General features: G+C 69.5%; 13 protein-coding genes. 2 read left to right on the forward strand and 11 right to left on the reverse strand.

Annotation, left to right across the window (positions count from 1 at the left end; genetic code table 11):
* Window positions 1–6: 6 nt before the first annotated feature.
* Genes KBY57_RS07685 through KBY57_RS07695 form a run of 3 tightly spaced genes read right to left on the reverse strand, consistent with a single transcriptional unit; the run spans window position 7 to window position 2,955 of the window.
* Window positions 7–879, reverse strand: coding sequence for a hypothetical protein (locus tag KBY57_RS07685; protein WP_254995293.1), 873 nt, complete (start codon window positions 877–879; stop codon window positions 7–9).
* Window positions 880–922: 43 nt separating this feature from the next.
* Complete coding sequence (locus KBY57_RS07690; RefSeq protein WP_254995294.1) at window positions 923–1,990, reverse strand: FUSC family protein; 1,068 nt, start codon at window positions 1,988–1,990, stop codon at window positions 923–925.
* Window positions 1,987–2,955, reverse strand: a complete 969-nt coding sequence (locus KBY57_RS07695; RefSeq protein ID WP_254995295.1) for an FUSC family protein — start codon at window positions 2,953–2,955, stop codon at window positions 1,987–1,989. The genes KBY57_RS07690 and KBY57_RS07695 overlap by 4 nt, the downstream gene beginning before the upstream one ends.
* A 65-nt stretch (window positions 2,956–3,020) precedes the next feature.
* On the opposite strand from KBY57_RS07695, the gene KBY57_RS07700 reads away from it, so the two are divergent.
* Window positions 3,021–3,503: an MgtC/SapB family protein gene (locus tag KBY57_RS07700; RefSeq protein ID WP_254995296.1), complete on the forward strand. Its 483-nt coding sequence runs from the start codon at window positions 3,021–3,023 to the stop codon at window positions 3,501–3,503.
* Here the strand turns inward: KBY57_RS07700 and KBY57_RS07705 are convergent.
* The 3 genes from KBY57_RS07705 to KBY57_RS07715 form a co-directional block, all read right to left on the reverse strand.
* A complete protein-coding gene (locus tag KBY57_RS07705) occupies window positions 3,485–4,408 on the reverse strand; it encodes an LCP family protein (RefSeq protein WP_254995297.1) in 924 nt (307 codons plus the stop codon). The two genes, KBY57_RS07700 and KBY57_RS07705, sit on opposite strands and share 19 nt — an antisense overlap.
* A gap of 28 nt (window positions 4,409–4,436) precedes the next feature.
* Window positions 4,437–6,239 (reverse strand): ABC transporter ATP-binding protein, encoded by a 1,803-nt coding sequence (locus KBY57_RS07710; protein ID WP_254995298.1) that lies wholly within the window; start codon window positions 6,237–6,239, stop codon window positions 4,437–4,439.
* A 132-nt stretch (window positions 6,240–6,371) separates the two neighbouring features.
* Window positions 6,372–6,770 (reverse strand): RNA recognition motif domain-containing protein, encoded by a 399-nt coding sequence (locus KBY57_RS07715; RefSeq protein ID WP_254995299.1) that lies wholly within the window; start codon window positions 6,768–6,770, stop codon window positions 6,372–6,374.
* 255 nt (window positions 6,771–7,025) lie between these two features.
* On the opposite strand from KBY57_RS07715, the gene KBY57_RS07720 reads away from it, so the two are divergent.
* Window positions 7,026–7,226: a hypothetical protein gene (locus KBY57_RS07720; protein WP_094559376.1), complete on the forward strand. Its 201-nt coding sequence runs from the start codon at window positions 7,026–7,028 to the stop codon at window positions 7,224–7,226.
* 296 nt (window positions 7,227–7,522) lie between these two features.
* Here the strand turns inward: KBY57_RS07720 and KBY57_RS07725 are convergent, their stop codons facing one another.
* The 5 genes from KBY57_RS07725 to KBY57_RS07745 form a co-directional block, all read right to left on the reverse strand.
* Entirely contained in the window at window positions 7,523–9,379 is a 1,857-nt protein-coding gene (locus tag KBY57_RS07725; RefSeq protein ID WP_254995300.1) for a DEAD/DEAH box helicase, read from the reverse strand.
* Window positions 9,380–9,619: 240 nt separating this feature from the next.
* A complete protein-coding gene (locus KBY57_RS07730) occupies window positions 9,620–9,985 on the reverse strand; it encodes a phosphomannose isomerase type II C-terminal cupin domain (RefSeq protein ID WP_254995301.1) in 366 nt (121 codons plus the stop codon).
* Window positions 9,982–11,583 (reverse strand): ATP-dependent RecD-like DNA helicase, encoded by a 1,602-nt coding sequence (locus KBY57_RS07735; protein WP_254995302.1) that lies wholly within the window; start codon window positions 11,581–11,583, stop codon window positions 9,982–9,984. Before KBY57_RS07735 ends, KBY57_RS07730 begins: the two co-directional genes overlap by 4 nt.
* A complete protein-coding gene (locus tag KBY57_RS07740; protein ID WP_254995303.1) occupies window positions 11,580–15,329 on the reverse strand; it encodes a UvrD-helicase domain-containing protein in 3,750 nt (1,249 codons plus the stop codon). Before KBY57_RS07740 ends, KBY57_RS07735 begins: the two co-directional genes overlap by 4 nt.
* On the reverse strand, window positions 15,326–18,610 hold the full coding sequence (locus KBY57_RS07745; RefSeq protein ID WP_254995304.1) for an exodeoxyribonuclease V subunit gamma: 3,285 nt from the start codon (window positions 18,608–18,610) through the stop codon (window positions 15,326–15,328). The genes KBY57_RS07740 and KBY57_RS07745 overlap by 4 nt, the downstream gene beginning before the upstream one ends.
* Window positions 18,611–18,628 lie beyond the last annotated feature (18 nt).

Here is an 18,628-nt window from a genome sequence, read left to right on the forward strand (position 1 = left end):
TGCAGATCAGCGCCTGGGTCGGCGCAGTCTGATTCGCGCAGCAGCTCTTTGCCCCCTGGGGTGTTCAGCTTCCGGTGCGGCAGCGGGTTGACTCGGCGTGTCCGCCGCCTTCTGATTGCCCAGCACCCTGGGTTTTCCCAGCACCCCGGCAATCAGGATGGCCACATAGAGCTGGCCCACGATCGTGATCCCCACGCTGGCGGTGAGGCTGGTGAGGCTGCCGCTATTCAGCACCGGGCTGCCCATGGTGGTGAGACTGGAGAAGGCGGCACCCAGCAAGGCCGGTGCATGGCCGATGCCATCGGGGAGGGCGTGGCCATGGGCCGGCAGGTTGAAGGCCGCCGGGTCGAGCACCAGCAGCGAATTGAGCACGATGCCGCCGGTGAAGCCCACCAGCAGATACCCGGCTGCGGCCCCCATCAGCAGGTCGCCGTTGAACACCGGTTCTTCGGCCAGGGCGTTCACCAGGCCCCAGAGCACCACCAACATCAGGCTGAGCCACACCACCAGATGGAGCACGCTCAACTGCACGGCCAGGCTGGGGTTGATCTCCAGTGCGGCCTGCCAGAGCAGTTCCACGGCCAGGGCCGCGATCCAGAAGTTCACCAGGCGCTGCCGGCGCAGCAGCACCCGCTGCACCCGGCGTCCGAGGGCGCTGGGCAGCGCTTGGGTGGCCGAGGGATCCAGGCGGTTCTGGCGAAGCAGGGGAGAGTCCCTCAGCACGGCAACAGCGGAGATCACCAGATACACCACGCTCACCAGCCGTGGTGCCTGCTGGAGGCCGCGCAGGCCCACCAAGGCCATCACTTCCATCGCCAGCATTGTGCGGTAGAGGGCATGCCGTTGTTGCAGCAGGCTGCTGACAAGGCCCATCGTCATTGGGGTGATGCGGTCATCTGCGTGATGCGGTGATTGGCGTGATTCAGGCCCGGACCAGAATTGCCGCCCAGTTAGCTTCGGCCGAGCGGATGGCCTGCTCGGCCTGGCTGCAGAGCATCAGCCGGCTGGCGATCCGCTCCAGCCTCTCCAGGGAAGCTGAGTTGGCGGTGGGGTTGTTGAGCGCCTGGCCCAGCTCGTGCCAGCTGCGCGGCAGCTGAAGTTCGGTTTCGGGTGGTTTGGGCAGCCCCCGGCGCCCACGGATCTGCTGTTCCCACTGGCCCAGATGGCCAGCCATGGCTTGCAGCAACTCCGCTTCGGCCCGGTGCAGCTGCACCACCAGCTGCGGATCCTGGAGGGTGGGGGCCTCGCGCACCAGGCCACCCACCAGGGTGATCAGTCGGGAGGCAGTGGCATCAAAGTTGGCCATCAGCAGCGTCGCCGGATGGCGCTCCGGCAGCGAACCCAGCTCCTGCAGCAGTGCTGGCCGTTGTCGCCGGATAGCGACGAGCTGGTTGCGCAGGGCTCGGTAGCGGCCGATCCCCACCGGATTGGCCACCTTGCCCGCCACCTGGCCAGTGATGGCTGGATCCACCCGCGCCGCCAGGTCGCGGAAGCAGCTCTGCAGCTGCACGAGCAGATCGGCGACCTGGGTCAGGTTGCTGTCGACTCCGCGGGCCGGCCAGAACAGCCGTAGGCCCAGCAGCGTGATCAGCACTCCGAAGCTGGTCCAGAAGAAGCGGATCGGGATCCAGCTGGCCAGGCCGCCCTCGTGCACGAGCCACCCCATCACGATGATCATGCCGCCCACCTTGTAGCCCACCTGCAGCTTCAGCAGGCCGCCCAACAGGCGCAGGGCGCCGAGGGTGATGGCGATCCCCAACGGCATCGGCAGGAGGCGCAACCCCTCGTAGCCGATCAGCAGCAGCACCGAGCCGAGCACGGTGCCCAGCAGCCTCTGCCGCCCCAGGGAAAGGGCGCCGCCGTAGGTGCCGCTGGATACCGCCAACACCGACAGGGCCACGTACTGGCTGTCGGCCAACCCCGACAGGCTGGCGAAGGCGTTGCCGAGCCCGGCGGTGAAGGCGGTGCGCAGGGCGTTGCGGTTGCTCACGGCGGGGCCATCCGGTTGAGCCCGCCCAGGCAGGCATGCAGCGGACGCCCTTCCTCCGCCAGGGCCAGCAGCGGCAGCAGTGGCAGCTGAAGCTGCTGGGCCAGCTGCTGCCAGCGCTGGGGTTGCCGCCCCGGGGTAGGTGCGGGTTGCCCGTTCAGCTGCCGCTGAAGCTCCCCAACGGCATGCCTCAGCGGATCGGCCTTCAGGCTCTGCTGCTCCGGCAGCCCGGCCAGCAGTCGCTCCCAGGCAACCCAGTGAAAGTGGGCCAGCTGCCAGAGCCGCAGCCGTTGCTCCCAGCCGCTGCTTTTGAGGGCCTGATGGCGGGGGCCGCCGCGCTCCTGATCCACCAGTTGCTCCATGCGCTGCAGGGCGTTGGTGAGCGGTGCCGGATCGAGGGGCATGGGCCGAGATCGCCGTTGGCCCAGCCAGTCGCTGTAGGCCTGCAGCTGGCTCTGCAGCGACCGGCGTAGGAGGCGATCGGCGGCTGTGAGTTCGCTGCCGCTGTTCTGCGGCCAGAACAGCAGGCCCACCAGGATCGCCACGATGCAGCCCACCACCGTGTCGAGGCCGCGGTTGAACACGTAATCCCAATTGAGGGAGGCGTGGCTTGGAATCATCAGAAACATGACGGCGGTGAGCCCGGCGGTGCCCAGGACGCTCTGCCAGCCCAGCCTTTGCAGCACCGGGATCATCACCAGCAACGACACCAGCACGCCGATCCAGCCGCTCAGCACCGTGTGCACCAGAAAGGTGATCAGGCCGCCCATCACCGTGCCAAGGATGCGGCTGGTGGCGGCCTGAACGGTGTGATCGTCGTTGTCATCCAAAACGATCACCACTGCCATCAGCGGATACCAGAGAAACTGGATGCGCTCGGTCCAGGAAGCGATTGCCGCGGTGATGAACACGGCCACGAACAACTTCAGGCTGTTGCGCAGCAGCAGGTTCTGCACGGGCCGCGGCAACGCTCAGTTGCCAGGAGCTTATGGGGATCAGCCATGCTGCGCTTGGCTGTTGTGAGGGGGCGGCCATGAGCTGGCTGCCGGCGCTCACCCCCGACTTGCAGATCCTGCTGCGCCTGGGTCTGGCGGTGCTGTGCGGTTTGGCGGTGGGCATCAACCGCGCCCACCACGGCACCACCACCCATCCCAACCGCCTGCGGGTGCACGTGTTGGTGGGGCTGAGTGCTTGTCTGATGGTGCTGGCGGCCGGCCCTGATCCGGAGGCCCGCAGCCGGGTGATTCAGGGGGTGGCCACGGGTGTGGGCTTCCTTGGCGCCGGCGAGATCCTGGTGCCCCCTGGTGGCCTCAAGAAAGGCCGCCCCGAGGTGCACGGACTCACCAGTGCCGCTTCGATCTGGTTTACGGCTGCCCTCGGGGTGACTGTGGCCGCCTCCACCCCCTTGCTTGCCGGGGTGGCCCTGGCGCTGGCCTTGATCACCCTGTCCCAGAGCAGCAACGGCGCCCCTCCCCCGGCCGTTGATCCTGAGCTGGATCAGAAGAGGAAGCGGTAGCGGCCGTCTTCCCCGGAGCCATCGCTGGCCGAGCTGTCCAGCACCGGCTGGGGCCACTCGGCGTCCCAGTAGCTGATGTCGTTGCGGTAGAAGGGCCGACCGCCCAGCCTCTTGGTCTCGAGTTGGGTCGTGCCCATGGCGGTGATCAGACCGCCCAGTTCCATGGGGCCCAGATCGGTTTTGAGGTCTTTGCCGGCAGCTGCCAGGAGCACCGGTAGTCGCACCAGATGCTCAGGCCGGGTGAGCTTGCGGAACAGGGCCTGCAGGGCCAGCTGCTGGCGCTCCAGCCTGCCGATGTCGCCCATTTCATCGTGGCGGAACCGCAGGAATCCCTCCAGGTCACGGCCCTTCAAGTTCTGAAGCCCCGGCTGAAGATCGATGTACAGCCCCTGGCTGTGGTCGGTGTAGGCCATCCGTTTGGGCACATCCACCTCGATGCCGCCTAGGGCATCAGCCATCCGCCGGATCGCCGCCAGGTTCACCACCACGTGGTGGGTGATCGGCCGGCCCAGTTTGCGGGCCAGTTCCCGTTTCAGCAGGTCGGTGCCCCCCAGGCTGTAGAGGGCATTGATTTTGTGGGGGCCGTAGCCCTCGGCCTCGATGTAGGTGTCGCGGGGCACCTGGGTGATCCGGGTGATGCCGCCATCCACCCGCAGGCTGGCGATCACATCGGTGTTGCCCCCTCCCACGTCGGTGCCCAGCAGCAGGATGTCCTGGTTGGTGATGCCGCTCCAGGCGGCAAAGGGATTGGTGATGGCGTTGTTGGTGGCCGCGCCGTTCTCGTTGAGCAGCTCCCAGAGCGGCCCCGCCAGCAGCAGTCCCCCGCCCAGGCCCACGCCGATCGCCACCAGCACGGAGCCACGTCGGCTGCGCTTGCGGGGGCCTTTGGCCTGAGGGGTTCTCATCCCCCAAAACCTATTGCACGATCAGGGCTCAGAGTCGCAGGGGTTCGCCGCTGCGCAGACCGGCCTGCACCCTCCAGAGGTTGGCATAGGCCCCATCGGCAGAGATCAGCTGTTCGTGGCGGCCGCTTTCCACGATCTGGCCCTGCTCCAGCACCACGATCCGATCGGCGTGGCGCACGGTGGAGAGCCGGTGGGCGATCACCAGGGTGGTGCGCTCGGCGGTGATCAGATCGAGGGAGCGCTGGATGGCGGCTTCTGTGTCGTTGTCGACCGCCGCCGTGGCCTCATCGAGGATCAGCACCGGAGGGTTCTTGAGGATGGCGCGGGCCAGGGCGATGCGCTGGCGCTGGCCGCCGCTAAGCCGTTGGCCCCGCTCGCCCACCACCGTGTCGTAGCCCTCGGGCAGGGCCTCGATGAAGCCCGATGCCTCGGCCAGTTGGGCCGCCCGTTCGATCGCGGCCCGGGGTGCCTCGAAGCTGCCATAGGCGATGTTCTCGGCCACGGTGCCGTGAAACAGAAACACCTCCTGGCTCACCAGGCCGATGGCGCGGCGCAGGTCGTCGAGCTGCAGGCTGTGGATGGGAATGCCGTCGAGCAGGATGCGGCCCTCCTGGATGGCGTAGAGCCGCAGCAGCAGTTTCACCAGGGTGCTCTTGCCTGAGCCCGTGGCACCCACGATGCCGAGGGTGCTGCCGGCGGGGATGGTCAGGTCGAACCGGCGCAGCAGGGGTTCGCGTCCGGCGTAGCCAAAACTGACGCCCTCAAAGCGGAGCTCTCCCTTCACCTGGCCCAAAGGCAATCTCTGTTGGCCGCTGGCGATGGCGATCGGGGTGTCGAGCAGGTTGAGCACGCGGTTGGTGGAGGCCATCGCCCGCTGGTAGTCGTCGAGGGTGCGGCCCAGGGTGGTGAGGGGCCACAGCAGCCGCTGGGTGATGAACACCAGGAAGCTGTAGGTGCCCACCGCGATGGCCCCGCGCCAGGCCTGCAAGCCCCCGATCACCAGGATCGCCAGGAAGGCGAACAGGATCGCGAAGCGAATCAGGGGAATGAAGGCTGCCGAGAGCCGGATGGCCCGGGCATTGCTGCTGCGGTAGGCCTGGCTCTGCTCGCTCAGCCGTGCGGTTTCCCAGGCCTCTGCCGTGTAGCTCTTGATCGTGAGCATGCCGCCGAGGTTGTTGGCCAGGCGACTGGCCAGATCCCCCGCCCGCTCGCGCACCTCGGCGTAACGGGGGGCCAGCCGCTTCTGGAAGCGCAGCGACCCCCAGAGGATGACGGGGATCGGCAGGAACGACACCCCCGCCACCAGCGGCGAGAGCCACAGCATCGCGGCGCCCACGGCCAGCACCGTGGTGATCAGCTGCAGGATTTCGTTGGCGCCGTGGTCGAGAAAGCGCTCCAGCTGGTTGATGTCGTCGTTGAGGATCGTGAGCAGCCTGCCGCTGCTGCTGGCTTCGAAGAAGCCCATCTCCAGCTGCTGCAGATGGTCGTAGGCCTCCAGCCGCAGCTCGTGCTGCACCGTTTGGGCCAGGTTGCGCCAGAGCAGGGCGTAGAGGTATTCGAACAGGGATTCGGCGCTCCAGATCACAAACGAAAGCCCCGCCAGCACACCCAGCTGGCCTGGCACGGAGGTCACGCCCAGGGCCGCCAGCCAGGAGGTGTCCTGCTGCACCACCACATCCACCGCCAGGCCGATCAGCACCGGTGGGGCCAGGTCGAAGAGTTTGTTGAGCACCGAGCAGCTGGCGGCCAGCCACACCCGGCGTCGGTGCGGCCGGAGGGTGCGCAACAGCCGCTCCAGGGTGGTGGGGCTGGTGGCGGTCTGGGGCGACATGGCCGGCTGGGGAACAACGTGCTGACGATGTTGCCCCCCGATGCTGATCCGTGCGATCTCGGCCCAGCAAAAAACCCCTGGCCGTGGGGTGATCCACGGCCAGGGGTCCAGGTTCAGGTTTGGTTGAAAGGCTTACCAGCGGTTGCCGCCACCACCACCGTAACCACCGCCACCGCCACCGCCGTAGCCGCCGCCGCCGCCATAGCCACCGCCGCCGCCACGGTTTCCACCGCCGCCGCCGCCGCCGCCGTAGCCGCCGCGGCCGCCACCACCACCACCGCCGCCGCCTTCACGGGGGGTGGCTTTGTTGACGCGAATCATGCGGCCCATCCACTCGACGTCCTGGAGGTCGTCGATGGCTTTCTGTTCAGCTGCGTCGTCGGCCAGTTCGACAAAGGCGAAGCCGCGCTTGCGACCGGTTTCCCGGTCAAGGGGCAGGCTGCACTGGCGCACCTCTCCGTATTGGCCGAAGAGATCAAGCAGGTCCTCGCGTTCGGCTTGGAACGAGAGGTTGCCAACGTAAATGGTCATTAATGGAGCAAATCCTGGAACTGATTCGGTTGGTGCTGCGCTTCCTCGGGAATGCCAGTGGGAACTGAGCGCGCCGATGGGAGCCTGAACGCCTTGGAATCACACTCAACCCTACAGGTTTGCTGGGCCTGACCACGGCGTAAGCGCGGGAATCATGGAGAACCGTGAAGCCCTTCTGAAGAGACTCTGGAGTTCCCAAGGCGATCCCCAGTAACGTTCCATTGTCAGCAAATCCTGATCAACTGCGCCCCCGTGATGACGGCCCCTGTCCCTTGGAGCCTCGCCTGGCGCGAGGATGGAGAGCTGGCTCCCCAGGATCGTTTCGACCTGCTGCAGACCCTGGTGACCAGCGAAAGCTTGGACGTTCAGGTCTCGCTGATCGCCGCTGTCGAAAGGCTCTCGGTGCCCGGGTTAACCAGTGTGAGTGTGGGAGACGTGACCAGTCTCTGCGCCTGAGGGCGCCCACACACCACGTGGGCATCCTCCACGTCGCTGCCTTGGGCGACTCGCTCCCCAACGCAACCACAGGTGCGATCCAGCTGCGCCAGCGCGACACTTTTGCCCTGCTTTTGCAGATCAGCCTGATAGGCCGATAGGCAGAAGGCTTTCACCACTTCCGAGACGCTGATGCCCCGGCTGGATGGACCCAGCCCGGCCAGCCCCAGCCACAGCAGGCCGATGGGGATGATTCGCACGGGACTGGGCGACATGGAGCAGGGTCGGGCGGTTGGCATGCCTGGCGCCCGAGACGGTTAACCCTGCAGCCGGGAGAGCTGGAGTGGTTTGTTCATCACCCGCAGCTGCCTCAGGCCCTGGAAGACCTCATCGGGCATGCCCTTGGGCAGGTCCACGGTGCTGTGGGTGTCGAAGATCTGGATGCGGCCGATCGAGCGACCGTTCAGACCCGCCTCATTGGCAATGGCACCCACGATGTTGCCGGGCTTGATTCGGTCGCGCCAGCCCACTTCAACACGGAAGCGCTCCATGTGATCTTCGGGCGGACCCATAGGCCGCTCCCCCCGGGGACCCCGATCCCCATCGCGTCCCATCTCGCGCCCCCGACCCCGATCACGCCCGAAGTCCCGTCCTCCATCACGTCCGCCATCCCGTCCGGGACCACTCGGACGCACCTGGTGGAAATTCTCTTCGCCTTGCAGCAGCAGCGGTTTGCCCGCCAGGCTCAGCTCGAGAGCGGCCAGGGCCAGCTGCTCGGGGCTCGAGCCCTGCTCCTGGGCCACCCGTTGCAGGATTTCGCTGAGCAGGGCCCGTTCCTGATCGCTGCTGGAGGGTGTCTGCAGGCAGCTGGTCAGTTTGGTGCGCATCCGGTCCAGCCGGTTCTGGTTGATGGTGGCGTTGCTGGGCACCTCCATCTCTTCGATCGGTTTGCCCACGGCCCGCTCGAGGCTGCCCAGGAAGCGGCGCTCGCGGGGGGTGAGGAACAGGATGGCGTCGCCGCTGCGGCCCGCCCGCCCCGTGCGACCAATCCGGTGCACGTAGGCCTCGGAATCGAAGGGAATGTCGTAGTTGATCACTAGGCCGATGCGGTCCACATCGAGGCCACGGGCGGCCACGTCGGTGGCCACCAGCACATCCACCTGGCCGCTCTTGAGGCGTTCGATGGTGCGCTCCCGCTGGGCCTGGGGCACGTCGCCGTTGAGCACTGCCACGTCGTAGCCGTGTTGCTCCAGCGATTCGGCCACGGTGATCGTGATCGCCTTGGTGCGGGCAAAGATGATCACCCCTTCACTGGTCTCGGCCTCGAGCACGCGCTCCAGCGCAGCCAGTTTGTGGGGCGCATGCACCATCAGGAAGCGCTGACGGATGCGGCTGGCATCGGCGGCCTTCTGCTTAATCGTGATCTCGGCGGGCGCGTTGAGATATTTCTGCGAGATCCGCCGGATTTCGGCCGGCATGGTGGCGGAAAACAGCACCACCTGACGCTTTTCGGGTAGCTGCTCGAGCACCCATTCGACGTCGTCGATGAAGCCCATGCGCAGCATTTCATCGGCCTCGTCGAGCACCAGAGCTCGCAGATTGGAGAGGTCGAGGGTCCCCTGGCGCATGTGGTCCATCACCCGACCGGGGGTGCCCACCACGATCTGAACGCCACGCTTGAGCTGGTGAATCTGGTCGCGGAAGTCGGCGCCGCCGTAGATCGCCAGGGTGCGCACACCGCTCAGGTGGGTGGCATAGCTGTTGAAGGCGTCGGCCACCTGCAGGGCCAGCTCGCGGGTGGGGGCGAGCACCAGCACCTGGGGCTTGCGTTCGGCGGGATCGAGGGCGGCCAGCATCGGCAACGCGAAGGCGGCGGTTTTGCCGGTGCCCGTTTGGGCTTGGCCCACCAGGTCGCGACCGAGCAGCAGCTCGGGGATGGCGGCCTTCTGGATCGGTGAGGGCTCCTGATAGCCGATGGCCTCTAGGGCCTTCAGCAGCTCGGGGCCGAAGCCAAAGCGGGCAAAGCCCTCGCTGGATTTCACCTCCTCTTGGGCCGAGGCAGCAGGGGTGGGCGTCTCGATCGGGGTGTCAATCGACGCGTCAATCGACGTCTCAACAGACGCATTGATTTCGACGGAGCAGCTGAAACTGCCGTCGTTGGAAAGTTCGGTCACTGGATTCAATTCGGCCTGGTGAAGCAGAACTTGGTGAAGTCCTGGCTGGTGAGGTCCTTCAACGCAGGCCGGCAGAAACCCAATGGAGGCAAGAAAGACTGAAACGAAGGGCAGTGGCGGAGCAACAGAACGCTGCACTGCCGAACCCGGTATTCAGTTGCTCTGGCCTGCACCTAACAAAACTGCCCTGCCCTTGAAAAAGGCTGAATGAAAACTTTATCACTACGCATGGCTCGCCATTCACATCCGCCCAAAATCGTCGGCCAGCCTTTCGATGTCGGTTTCGCTAAGCCAGGCGCCGCGTTGCACCTCGACGATCTCCAGATTTTCGCTGCCGCCCCGGGCCCGGTGAAGCGCTCCCTGGGGGATGAACACGCTGATTCCTGGCACCGCCGCGATCACAGCGTCGGCCACCTGCAGCTCGCCCGTGCCCGCCACCACAACCCAGTGCTCGCAACGGTGCTGGTGGCGTTGCAGGCTCAGACGCTGGCCGCTGTGGATCAGCAGCCGTTTCACCCGATACTGCTCACCGCTGGCCAAGGTTTCGAACCAACCCCAGGGGCGCTCCACCCGGCCTTCCGGGTTGTGGGGGTTGGGGTGGATCACGCCATCAGGCTGGCGCTGTCGGACGGGGCCCGCAAGGGGGTGATCAGCTGGGCCTGCCGCCGGGCCCGGGTGATGGCGGTGTAAAGCAGGCGCCGTTGGGGGCGGCCGGTGTCGGGCATCAGCACCCACACCTCATCGGCCTCGCTGCCCTGGGCTTTGTGCACGGTGAGGGCCAGGGCCGGTTCTGCATCGGGCAACTGGGCGGGGTGAATCCAGAGCGACTGGGGGCTGCCGGGCGTGTTGAACAGCAGCCGGCGCTCCCCACGGGTGACTCCTGGGCCCTCCACCACCAGGCCCACGTCGCCGTTGGCGAGGCCCAGTTCCGTCAGGTTGTGGCGGCACAGCACCGGTGTGCCCAGCGGCCAGTGCTGGGGCGAGCGCCCGGCGGCCTCCCCCAGCAGGGCCTGGTGGATCGCCTCCACCCCCCAGCGGCCGCGGCGCAGCGGGGTGAGCACCAGGCAGGCGTCGAGGGCGGCCAACAGGCCGGCCGCCGTGGCGGGATCGTTGGGGTCGTTCTGGCGACAGAGCTGCTCGAGCTGTTGCTGGTGCCGCCGCAGCCGCTCGAGCAGCGTGGCTGGCAGCGTTCGCGGCCCCGCCTGGATCCAGGCCAGGTTGGCGTCTGGATCCAGGGGCTCGAGCAGGCCTGTTAGCAGGGGTTCGAGGGGCTGGTCGCCCTCGCGTAGGGCGGCGGCCACGGCGGCGATGGTGCCGTTGTTGCGGTAGGTGGTGCGCAGGGTGATGGCCGCAGGCCCCAGGGCCCCGCGGCGCTCGGGGGCCTGCAGGTCGAGCAGCACGCTGCCGGGGCCCACCGGCGGCAGCTGGGCGGCGTCGCCCACCAGCACCAGCCGGCAGCTGGCCGGCAGGGCGTCGAGCAGGGCCTCCATCAAGGGCAGGTCGACCATCGACACCTCATCCACCACCAGCAGGTCGAGGGCCAGGGGGTGGTGGCGATTGCGGCCAAACCGCTCGCCGCGGCTCTCCAGCAGCCGGTGCAGGGTGCTGCAGGGCAGCTGCAGCCCGGCGTTGGCCAGGGCGGCCCGCAGCCGGGCGGCGGCCTTGCCGGTGGGAGCGGCCAGGTGGATGCGGCTGCCGAGTTGCTGGGCCTGCACCGCCGCCAGCATGCGCGCCACCGTGCTGGTTTTGCCGGTGCCGGGGCCGCCCTCGAGCAGCACCAGCCCATGCCGCAGCACCGCCGCAACGGCCCGTTGTTGGTCGGCATCGAGCCCGCTGCTGTCTTCGATCTCGACGGCGGGCGCTGGTGTGGCTGAATCGAGCGGCCGTTGGGCCCGGTTGATCAGGGCCTGCAGCACGCCTTCGCGCTGGCGCTGCCAGCGCCGCCACAGCAGCCGATCGCCCTCCAGCGCCAGGGGGCCATGGGGCTCTGCGCTGAGCGGTGAGGCCTCCAGGGCCCGGCGATGCTCCGGGCTGGGCACGGCGATCTCCAGCTGGCCCTCCGCCAGGGCTGTGGCCAGGGCCTCGATCAGCTCGCCCACCAGGGGGTCGGGGCTGGTGGCGTGCAGCCGCGGCAAGGCTTCGCTCAGGGCTGCGGCCAGGGCCTGCAGCCACGCGGGTTGATCGGCAACGGGGCTGGTGCTCATGGGGTGCCCCCCAGGGCCCGGTCGAGCTGCAGCAGCCGTACCAGCGGCGGTTGCTCCACAAACATGCCGGGGATGTCGCTGCCCGTTGCGGTTGGCGGCAGTGGGCCGGGCACTCCCCGCAGGAACACATAGACGTAGCCGCCAAGGTGTTGGTCGGGGCGGTAGCCGGGCAGGCGCCAGCGCAGGTAGCGGTGCAGGGCCACCAGATACAGGTGGGCCTGCAGCGGGTAGTGGTTGGCGGCCATCAGTGCGGCCATGGCGCCGGGGCTGTAGTGCCGCGGACCGCAGTGCAGCGGTTGGCCCTGGGCGTCGCGCTCGCCCAGCCAGTTGCTCTTCCAGTCGGCCACCCACCAGCGCTCACCGTGGCGGAACACCAGGTCGATCGAGCCGGTGAGGAAGCCCTGGCTGGCCACGTCCAGCTGGGCCAGCTGCTCGGCGTAGGCCATCCCAAACCAGCCTTCGGGGTGGTCGGCGAATGGACGCGCCAGGGCCCGGGCCCGCACCAGGCTGAGCGGCAGATCGAAATTCATCTCGTTGAGGCGATCGCCTTGCGCCAGCTGGGCCAGCTGAAAGTTCCCCAGGGCACCCCCCAGGGGGGCCTGCCGCAGTTGCTCCAACCCCTGCACCGCCGCCGCGCCGTGCTGCTCGGCGATCCCGGCCCGCTGCAGTTCTCGGGCACAGAGCTCCGCCTGGGCCGCCACGGGTTGGCGGTAGTCGAGCTGCTCGAGGATGCGGTGCAGGCAATCGCCCGCTTGGGCCCCCCGGGGAAACGCCGCCAATGGGCCGTCGTCCGGCCAGGGCTGCGGCGCCTCGCCGCCGGGCTCGGCTGAGGCGTCGAGTTCGGCCACCAGGGCATCGGTTTCGCGGCCCTCCTCCAGCGCCGCGGGAGCAGCGCTGTGGCTGCCCTGGGTCCAGCTGGTGTAGCTGCTGCGGCCCCAGGTGGTGTCGAAGGGGGCGCGGGGCACGGGGCCCCGCGCCAAGGGCGCGTTGCTGCTGTCGTGGCTGGCCCGCAGCCGGATGCGTTCGCCGGGGTTGGGGGGATCCAGAAGGGTGAGGGGCAGGTGTCGGCGGCCCAGGGCCTGTTCCAACCGCTCGCGCCAGTCGGCATCGCTGCGGCCCGCATAGGGGTCGTGATCGGCGGCGGGGGGTTCGTCTTGGTCAAACAGCCAGGGGTGGAGGGGGTTGCCCTGCTGCCCCTGGGCCGGCCCCCAGGCCAGCACCAGCAGCAGCCGCGCCCGGGTGGCGGCCACGTAGGCGAGGCGTTCCCGCTCCTGCAGCTCAGCCTGCAACTGGTGCTGCCGGGCGGCAAACCCAGCCCCCCAGTGGCCATTCAGATGCAGATCGAGCAAGGGATCGCTGCCGCCGGGCTGCCAGCGCACGCCGATCCGCTGGGTCCCGCGGCCGTCTCCGGGGGCTTGCCAGAGGTAGGGGCAGATCACCACCGGGTATTCCAGGCCCTTGCTGCGGTGCACCGTCACCACCGACACCGCCGCGTCGACCACGTCGCTGTGGGGCTGGTGGGCTTCGGGCACATCCCGGTCGGGCTCGAGCCGCCGGCGCCGCAGCCAGTCGGCCGCTGCCGCCGGCCCCAGCTTGTCGGCGTGGAGACGCTCCGCCACCAACGCGGCGCACTGCTGCAGATCGGCCAGCAACCGCCCTCCGAGCGAGAGCCGGGCCAAACCCCGCTGCTCCAGCAGGCTGGCCAGCACCCCGAGCAGTCCGCGGCGGGGCAGCTGCTGGGCCAGCTGGGCCAGGCGCGCCGCCAAGGAGCTCCAGTCCTCCGGGCTGGCGCCGGCGATCTGCGCGGCGCTCCAACCCAGTAGGGGGGAGGCGGCCAGCAGCCGCAGCCGGTTGGCCCGGCCAGGCTCGGCCAGGGCATCCAGCAGCCGCTGCAGCGCCGTGGCCCCGGCGCTGTCCAGCACATCCCCCTGGCTCACCAGGCGGCTGGCGATGCCGCAGGCCTCCAGGTCGCCGCGCAGGGCTTCGGCCTGGCGGTGGGTGCTGACCAGCAGGCAGATGTCGTTGGGACCCAGGGGGCGGCTGCCATTGGGACGCTGCTCGACCAGCCCCCGGTTGAGCAGAGAGGCCGTGAAGCTGGCGATCTGGCCGTGGAGTTGCCGCTCCAGGGCGCTGCGGCTCGGCGGTTTCTGGCCGGCCTGGCGCTCCCCGCCCAGCCAGAGCAACTGCAGGGGGTGCTGGCCCGCGGGCAGCACCAGGCCGGCGTCCCCCATCCGGGGATGCACCTGCGGCACCGCCAGGCCGCTGCGGCGCAGGCCAGGGTGCATCAGGGCATTCAGCCCGCTGATCAGGGCTTCGCTGGAGCGGTAGTTGTCGGTGAGGTTGCTGATTCCGCCCGCCTGGCTTGCCGTGGCCCGGGCGCGCAGGTAAGTGGCCAGCTCGCCGCCCCGGAAGCGGTAGATCGCCTGCTTGGGATCACCCACCATCACCAGCCGGTGCCGTTCGGGCTGAAACGCCCGCGACAGGATCCGCCACTGGATCGGGTCGGTGTCCTGAAATTCATCGATCAGGGCCACCGCATAGCGTTCTCCCACCGCCTGCAGCAGTGGTGTGCTGGCCAGCTCCCCCGGGTCGAGCCCCTCCAGCAGCTGGGCAAAGCCGAGGCGTCCGCTCTGGCGGCGGCGACGGTTGAGTTCGCCCCGGCCCCAGTGGCAGGCGTGCAGCAGCAGGGCCTCCGCCGGACCATCCAGCAGCTGGGCGATCGCCTCCAGCAGGGCCCGCTCCGGCAGCGACGGCTCCGGGCTCTCGGAGCTGCCGTCCAGGCCCCGGGCCAGCTTGAGGAAGGTGCCGGGGTGGAAGTAGTCGCGCAGCAATCCCCCGGCCCCGCCCTGGCGCCCTGCCGTGGCGCCGTAGTCGCCGCCGGGGGGCTGGGCGGCAATCCAGGTCTCCACCAGAGCGCAGCGGTCCTTGGTGGGTTTGGGGCTGTAGGGGGTGGTGGTTTTGACGCCCTGCCCGCGCCACTGGGCGGCCGCCGCGCAAAACGCCGCCTCCAGGGCCCGACCGCGTTCGGCCCAGAGCTGTTGAAACCCGCTCCAGGCTTCCGCCCAGAGGGCCGTCAGCTGGGGGGCCAGGGGCGCATCGGCCTGCAGCTGGGGCGGCAGGGGGTCGAGTTGCAGGGCCGGATCGCCATCGAGCTGGCGCAGCAGTTGCTCCAGCAGCTCGGGGCCTTGGACCCGCTGCTGCAATCCCGCCAGCAGGTGGCTGTCCAGGGGCAGCACCTGCCGCTGCCAGTAGTCGTGGGCCACCTGCCGCACCAGGGTGTTCTGGTCGTCTTCGAGTTGCAGCTCCGGGGGTAGCCCGGCCTCCAGGGCCTGGCGCTGGAGGGTGCGGCGGCAGAAGCCGTGGATGGTGGTGATATCGGCGGCGTCGAGCTCCTCGAGGGCCAGCAGCAGCCGGGCCCGCAGGCTGTCGGCCCGGGGCCGCTGCCGCTCCAGCCAGGCCGCGAGGGTGGGATCGGGTGCTTCCCAGGCCGGATCCTCCAGGCCAGAGAGGGCCAGCTGCAGCCGCTGGCCGATGCGATCGCGCAACTCGGCGGCGGCGGCTTCGGTGAAGGTCACCACCAGCAGCTGGCGCAGGCCCAGCTCTGCTTCGCCCACGTAGCGCAGCACCAGCTGGGCCAGAGCAAAGGTTTTGCCGGTGCCGGCGCTGGCTTCCAGCAGCCGGATGCCCGGCTCCAGGGGAAACCCATTGGCCTCAAAGGGCTGCTCGCGCTTGGGGGTGTGCGTCATGCCAGCCGCTCCCGCAGCGGGCCCAGCAACACCGCCGCCTGCTCGGCCACCAGGCCGCTGGCCAGCAGGGCGCTGCCGCTGAGGTCGGCGCCGAAGCAGAGTGTCTGCTCGGGCTCCTGGCGTTCGCCGGGCACCAGCGCATTGCCCTCCCAGGTGTCGATTGCCCGCCCTTCCCCCTTCTCCAGCAGCATCCAGCCCGTTTCGGGGGGCACCGGCCAGCAGCTCTGGCGCCACTGCTCGCGCAGCTCCGCCAGGCGCTCCAGCTCCGCTCGGGCGGTGTCGCGATCCGGGGCCGTCAGGCGCAGGGCCACGCTGAACTCCTGGTCACTGCGGGCCACCAGAACCCCGTCAGCCGGGGCCTGGTCGGCGGCTGAGGCCAGCAGCAGGGCCAGCCACAGCTCCAGCCGCTGGCGGTAGCGGGCCCGGGCCGTGTGCAGCAGCAGCAGCGAGGAGCCCCGCCACAGCAACTCCTGCTGCCAGGTCTGCCAGGTGGCCAGCAGGCGGCGCTCAGGCCCCAGGGCCGCGAGGCTCTCCTGCAGGCTCTGCCAGCGCTGGCTGAGGCCGCGGGCTTCCAGCTCCCCGGCCGCCAGGGGCGGCAGCAGGCCCTGTCCCCGGTGGCGCTCCAACCAGCTGCCCGGCTCCTCCAGGGGCGCGCCTGCTGGTTGGTCGAGGGCCTGGCGCAGCAGTGCCGCCCGATGGCGTTCATCGAGGCTGAGGGGCTCGAGATCGTCGAGCCTGTCGGCCCATTCCCGCGGCCGCAGCCCCAGGCCCCCCAGCCAGCTGGCCTGGGGGGCCTGCAGCCAGTCGCGCAGGTCGCTGTAGGCGTCAACCTCCTGGTTGGGTGCGTCGCCCGCGACGCTGGGGGCTGTCGCGTTGGGAGCAGTGCTGGCGGCGAGGGGGCAGGGCGCCTCCAGCGCGCCGCCCCCCGGTTGATCGAGCTGTTGATCACGTCGTTGATCGAGCAGTTGGCGGGCCTCCAGCAGGCGCCGGTCGCAGCTGCCGGGCGGCCGCTCGCCGATGGGCTGGAAATTGGCCCGGTCGAGGGGATTGGCGGGGTGCTCCACCACCAGCCCCTGGCCCTGGCAGGGCAGTTGCCCCTGCAGCCATTCGAGCCACTGGCGCACGGGTGTGGCCGGCGGCAACTCCTCCCCCTTGCGCGGGTCGCGGCTGCTCCAGGTCACCAGCAGATGATCGCGGGCCGAGAGCAGGGCCTCCAGCAGCACGTAGCGGTCCTGGTCGGCCGGGTTGGGGTCGCCCAGCTGCCGCTGCTGCTCGAGCAGGTGGAAGCCGGGCCGCTGCCGTTGGCGCGGGTAGGCGCCCGCATCCAGCCCCATCAACACCACCACCCGGTGGGGAATGGCCCGCATCGGCTCCAGGGCGCTGATGGTGAGGGCGCCGCTGCGGTGGCCGAAGCGGCCTGAATCGGCCGCCAGCCGTTCATCGAGCACGGCCGCCACCACCGGTGCGGCGAGCTCCAGCGCGCAGCCGGCGGCAGCCTGCTGCCAGGCGTCGATGGCGGCCAGCACCAGGGGCAGCTCCCAGGCCTGGTTGCCGCCCTCGCCGAACAGATCCGCCAGCAGGGCCCGCAGGCAGCCGCTCCAGGCCTCGCAGCGCCTTGGCCGCCGCAGTTCCCCCAGCCAGTGGCGCAGCCGGGTGAGCAGGTGCAGCCAGCGGCCAAGCAGCTCCAGCCCCTCCCCGCAGGCCAGGGGGGCGGTGTCGGCTGGGGCCAGGCCGGGCTCCTCGGGCAACACCAGCCCCAGCAGCAACCGGTCGATGGCCCAGGCCAGGCTGCCGCTGGCCAGCCCGCCGCGCTCTTCGGCATCGAGGCCCCAGCGGAAGCCGCAGCGCTGCAGCAGTGGATGCAGGGCCGCCATCTCGGCGCCGCTGAGCTGGAAGTGCTCCTGCAGCGCCGGACTCTCCAGCAGGGTTTCCAGCGCCGAGGCGGTGAACCGCTCTCCCGCCAGCGCCAGCAGCTCCAGCAGGCTGCGGCTGAGGCTCGCCTCGCTCTGCTGGCTGCGGTCGGTGAGTCGCCACGGCAGGTCCACCCCGGTGGCCTCGCTGTCGCCAAATACAGCCGCCACCAGCGGCGCCAGGCCATCCACCTGGGGGGTCATCACCAGCACATCCCGGGGTTGGAGCGTGGCGTCGGCAGCGAGCAGTTGCAGGATCCGGTCGCGCACGATCTGCACCTGGCGCAGGGGGCCGGGACAGCGATGGAACTCCAGGGAGCGATCTCCCGTGGCCCGCTGCAGCCGGGGTTGTTCAGCCGGATCCGCCAGTTGTTGCTGCAGCTGATGCAGCAGGGGCGCCGGCCCCGGGCCGCCATGGGCCGCGGCGGGCGCGAAAAACAGGTCCTTTTCCGCCCACTGGCCCTGGTGGCTCTCGCCGCTGCCCTCAAGCAACTGCTGGAATTCGCCGCCCAGCCGGCCGAAGCGGGCTTCCAGTCCCGAGGCCTGCAGCAGCCAGTCGCCATCGAGGGGCTGGCGCAGGGCGATGGCGTCGCTGAGCACCTGACGGCGGCTGGTGCAGCGCTGCCACAGATCGCGGCAGGGGGTGAGCAGATACAGGTCCACCTGGGTGTGCAGGCCCAGGGCCTGGAGCAGCTCCACCTGGATCGGCGCCAGGCTGCTGAGCCCAAACAGGCGCAGGGGGGCGGGCAGGCTCCCCGCTGGTGGTGGTCCCTGCTGCAGTTGGGCGATGGCGTCGCGCACCCGCAGGCCAAAGGGCTTCACCTCCAGTCGCTCGCGCAACAACGTCACCAGTCGCCGTTGCCAGGCCTGCTCGGGGGGCAGGGGCGTCGGCTCTGTCCCGTGCCACCAGGCCGCCAGCAGGTCGGGCCGATAGAGGGCTGCGTCGTCGAGGGCATCGGCGATGCTGCGGCCCAGCTGCCACTGGGCCAGGTCCAGTTGCCGGCCGCTGCCCTGGCGGCGGCTCCACCAGTGGCGCAGGGCCTCGGCCTCGGGCTGCTCGAGCAACTCGGGCAGCAGCTCCAACACGGGCCACACCAGTTGGTTGGCGCGCCAGGGATCCTCGTCGCCGGGGGCATCGCCCAGCACGGCATTGACGATCTGGCGCAGCTGGCTGCCCGGAAACGGGTAGCGGATGTTGGCGGCGATCCCCCCCAGGTGCACGGCCAGCTGTTCGCCCAGCCAGCGGCTGGTGGGCCAGGTGTTGACCACCACCTGCACCGCCGCGAAGGGGTCCGGCGGGTTCAGCCGCAGCTGGGCAGCCAGCAGTTCGGCCAGGTGTTCAGCCCGGTTGCCCCGGAAAACGGTGAGCAAGGATTGGGCTCAGCGGGG

The sequence above is a fragment of the Cyanobium sp. Aljojuca 7D2 genome (genome assembly GCF_024346415.1).
Taxonomy (GTDB): domain Bacteria; phylum Cyanobacteriota; class Cyanobacteriia; order PCC-6307; family Cyanobiaceae; genus Cyanobium_A.

Coding starts and splice junctions, on each gene's coding strand:
- KBY57_RS07685 (WP_254995293.1), bottom strand. CDS start 879: ATGACGATGGGCCTTGTCAGCAGCCTGCTGCAACAACGGCATGCCCTC.
- KBY57_RS07700 (WP_254995296.1), top strand. CDS start 3,021: ATGAGCTGGCTGCCGGCGCTCACCCCCGACTTGCAGATCCTGCTGCGC.
- KBY57_RS07705 (WP_254995297.1), bottom strand. CDS start 4,408: ATGAGAACCCCTCAGGCCAAAGGCCCCCGCAAGCGCAGCCGACGTGGC.
- KBY57_RS07710 (WP_254995298.1), bottom strand. CDS start 6,239: ATGTCGCCCCAGACCGCCACCAGCCCCACCACCCTGGAGCGGCTGTTG.
- KBY57_RS07715 (WP_254995299.1), bottom strand. CDS start 6,770: ATGACCATTTACGTTGGCAACCTCTCGTTCCAAGCCGAACGCGAGGAC.
- KBY57_RS07720 (WP_094559376.1), top strand. CDS start 7,026: ATGACGGCCCCTGTCCCTTGGAGCCTCGCCTGGCGCGAGGATGGAGAG.
- KBY57_RS07735 (WP_254995302.1), bottom strand. CDS start 11,583: ATGAGCACCAGCCCCGTTGCCGATCAACCCGCGTGGCTGCAGGCCCTG.
- KBY57_RS07740 (WP_254995303.1), bottom strand. CDS start 15,329: ATGACGCACACCCCCAAGCGCGAGCAGCCCTTTGAGGCCAATGGGTTT.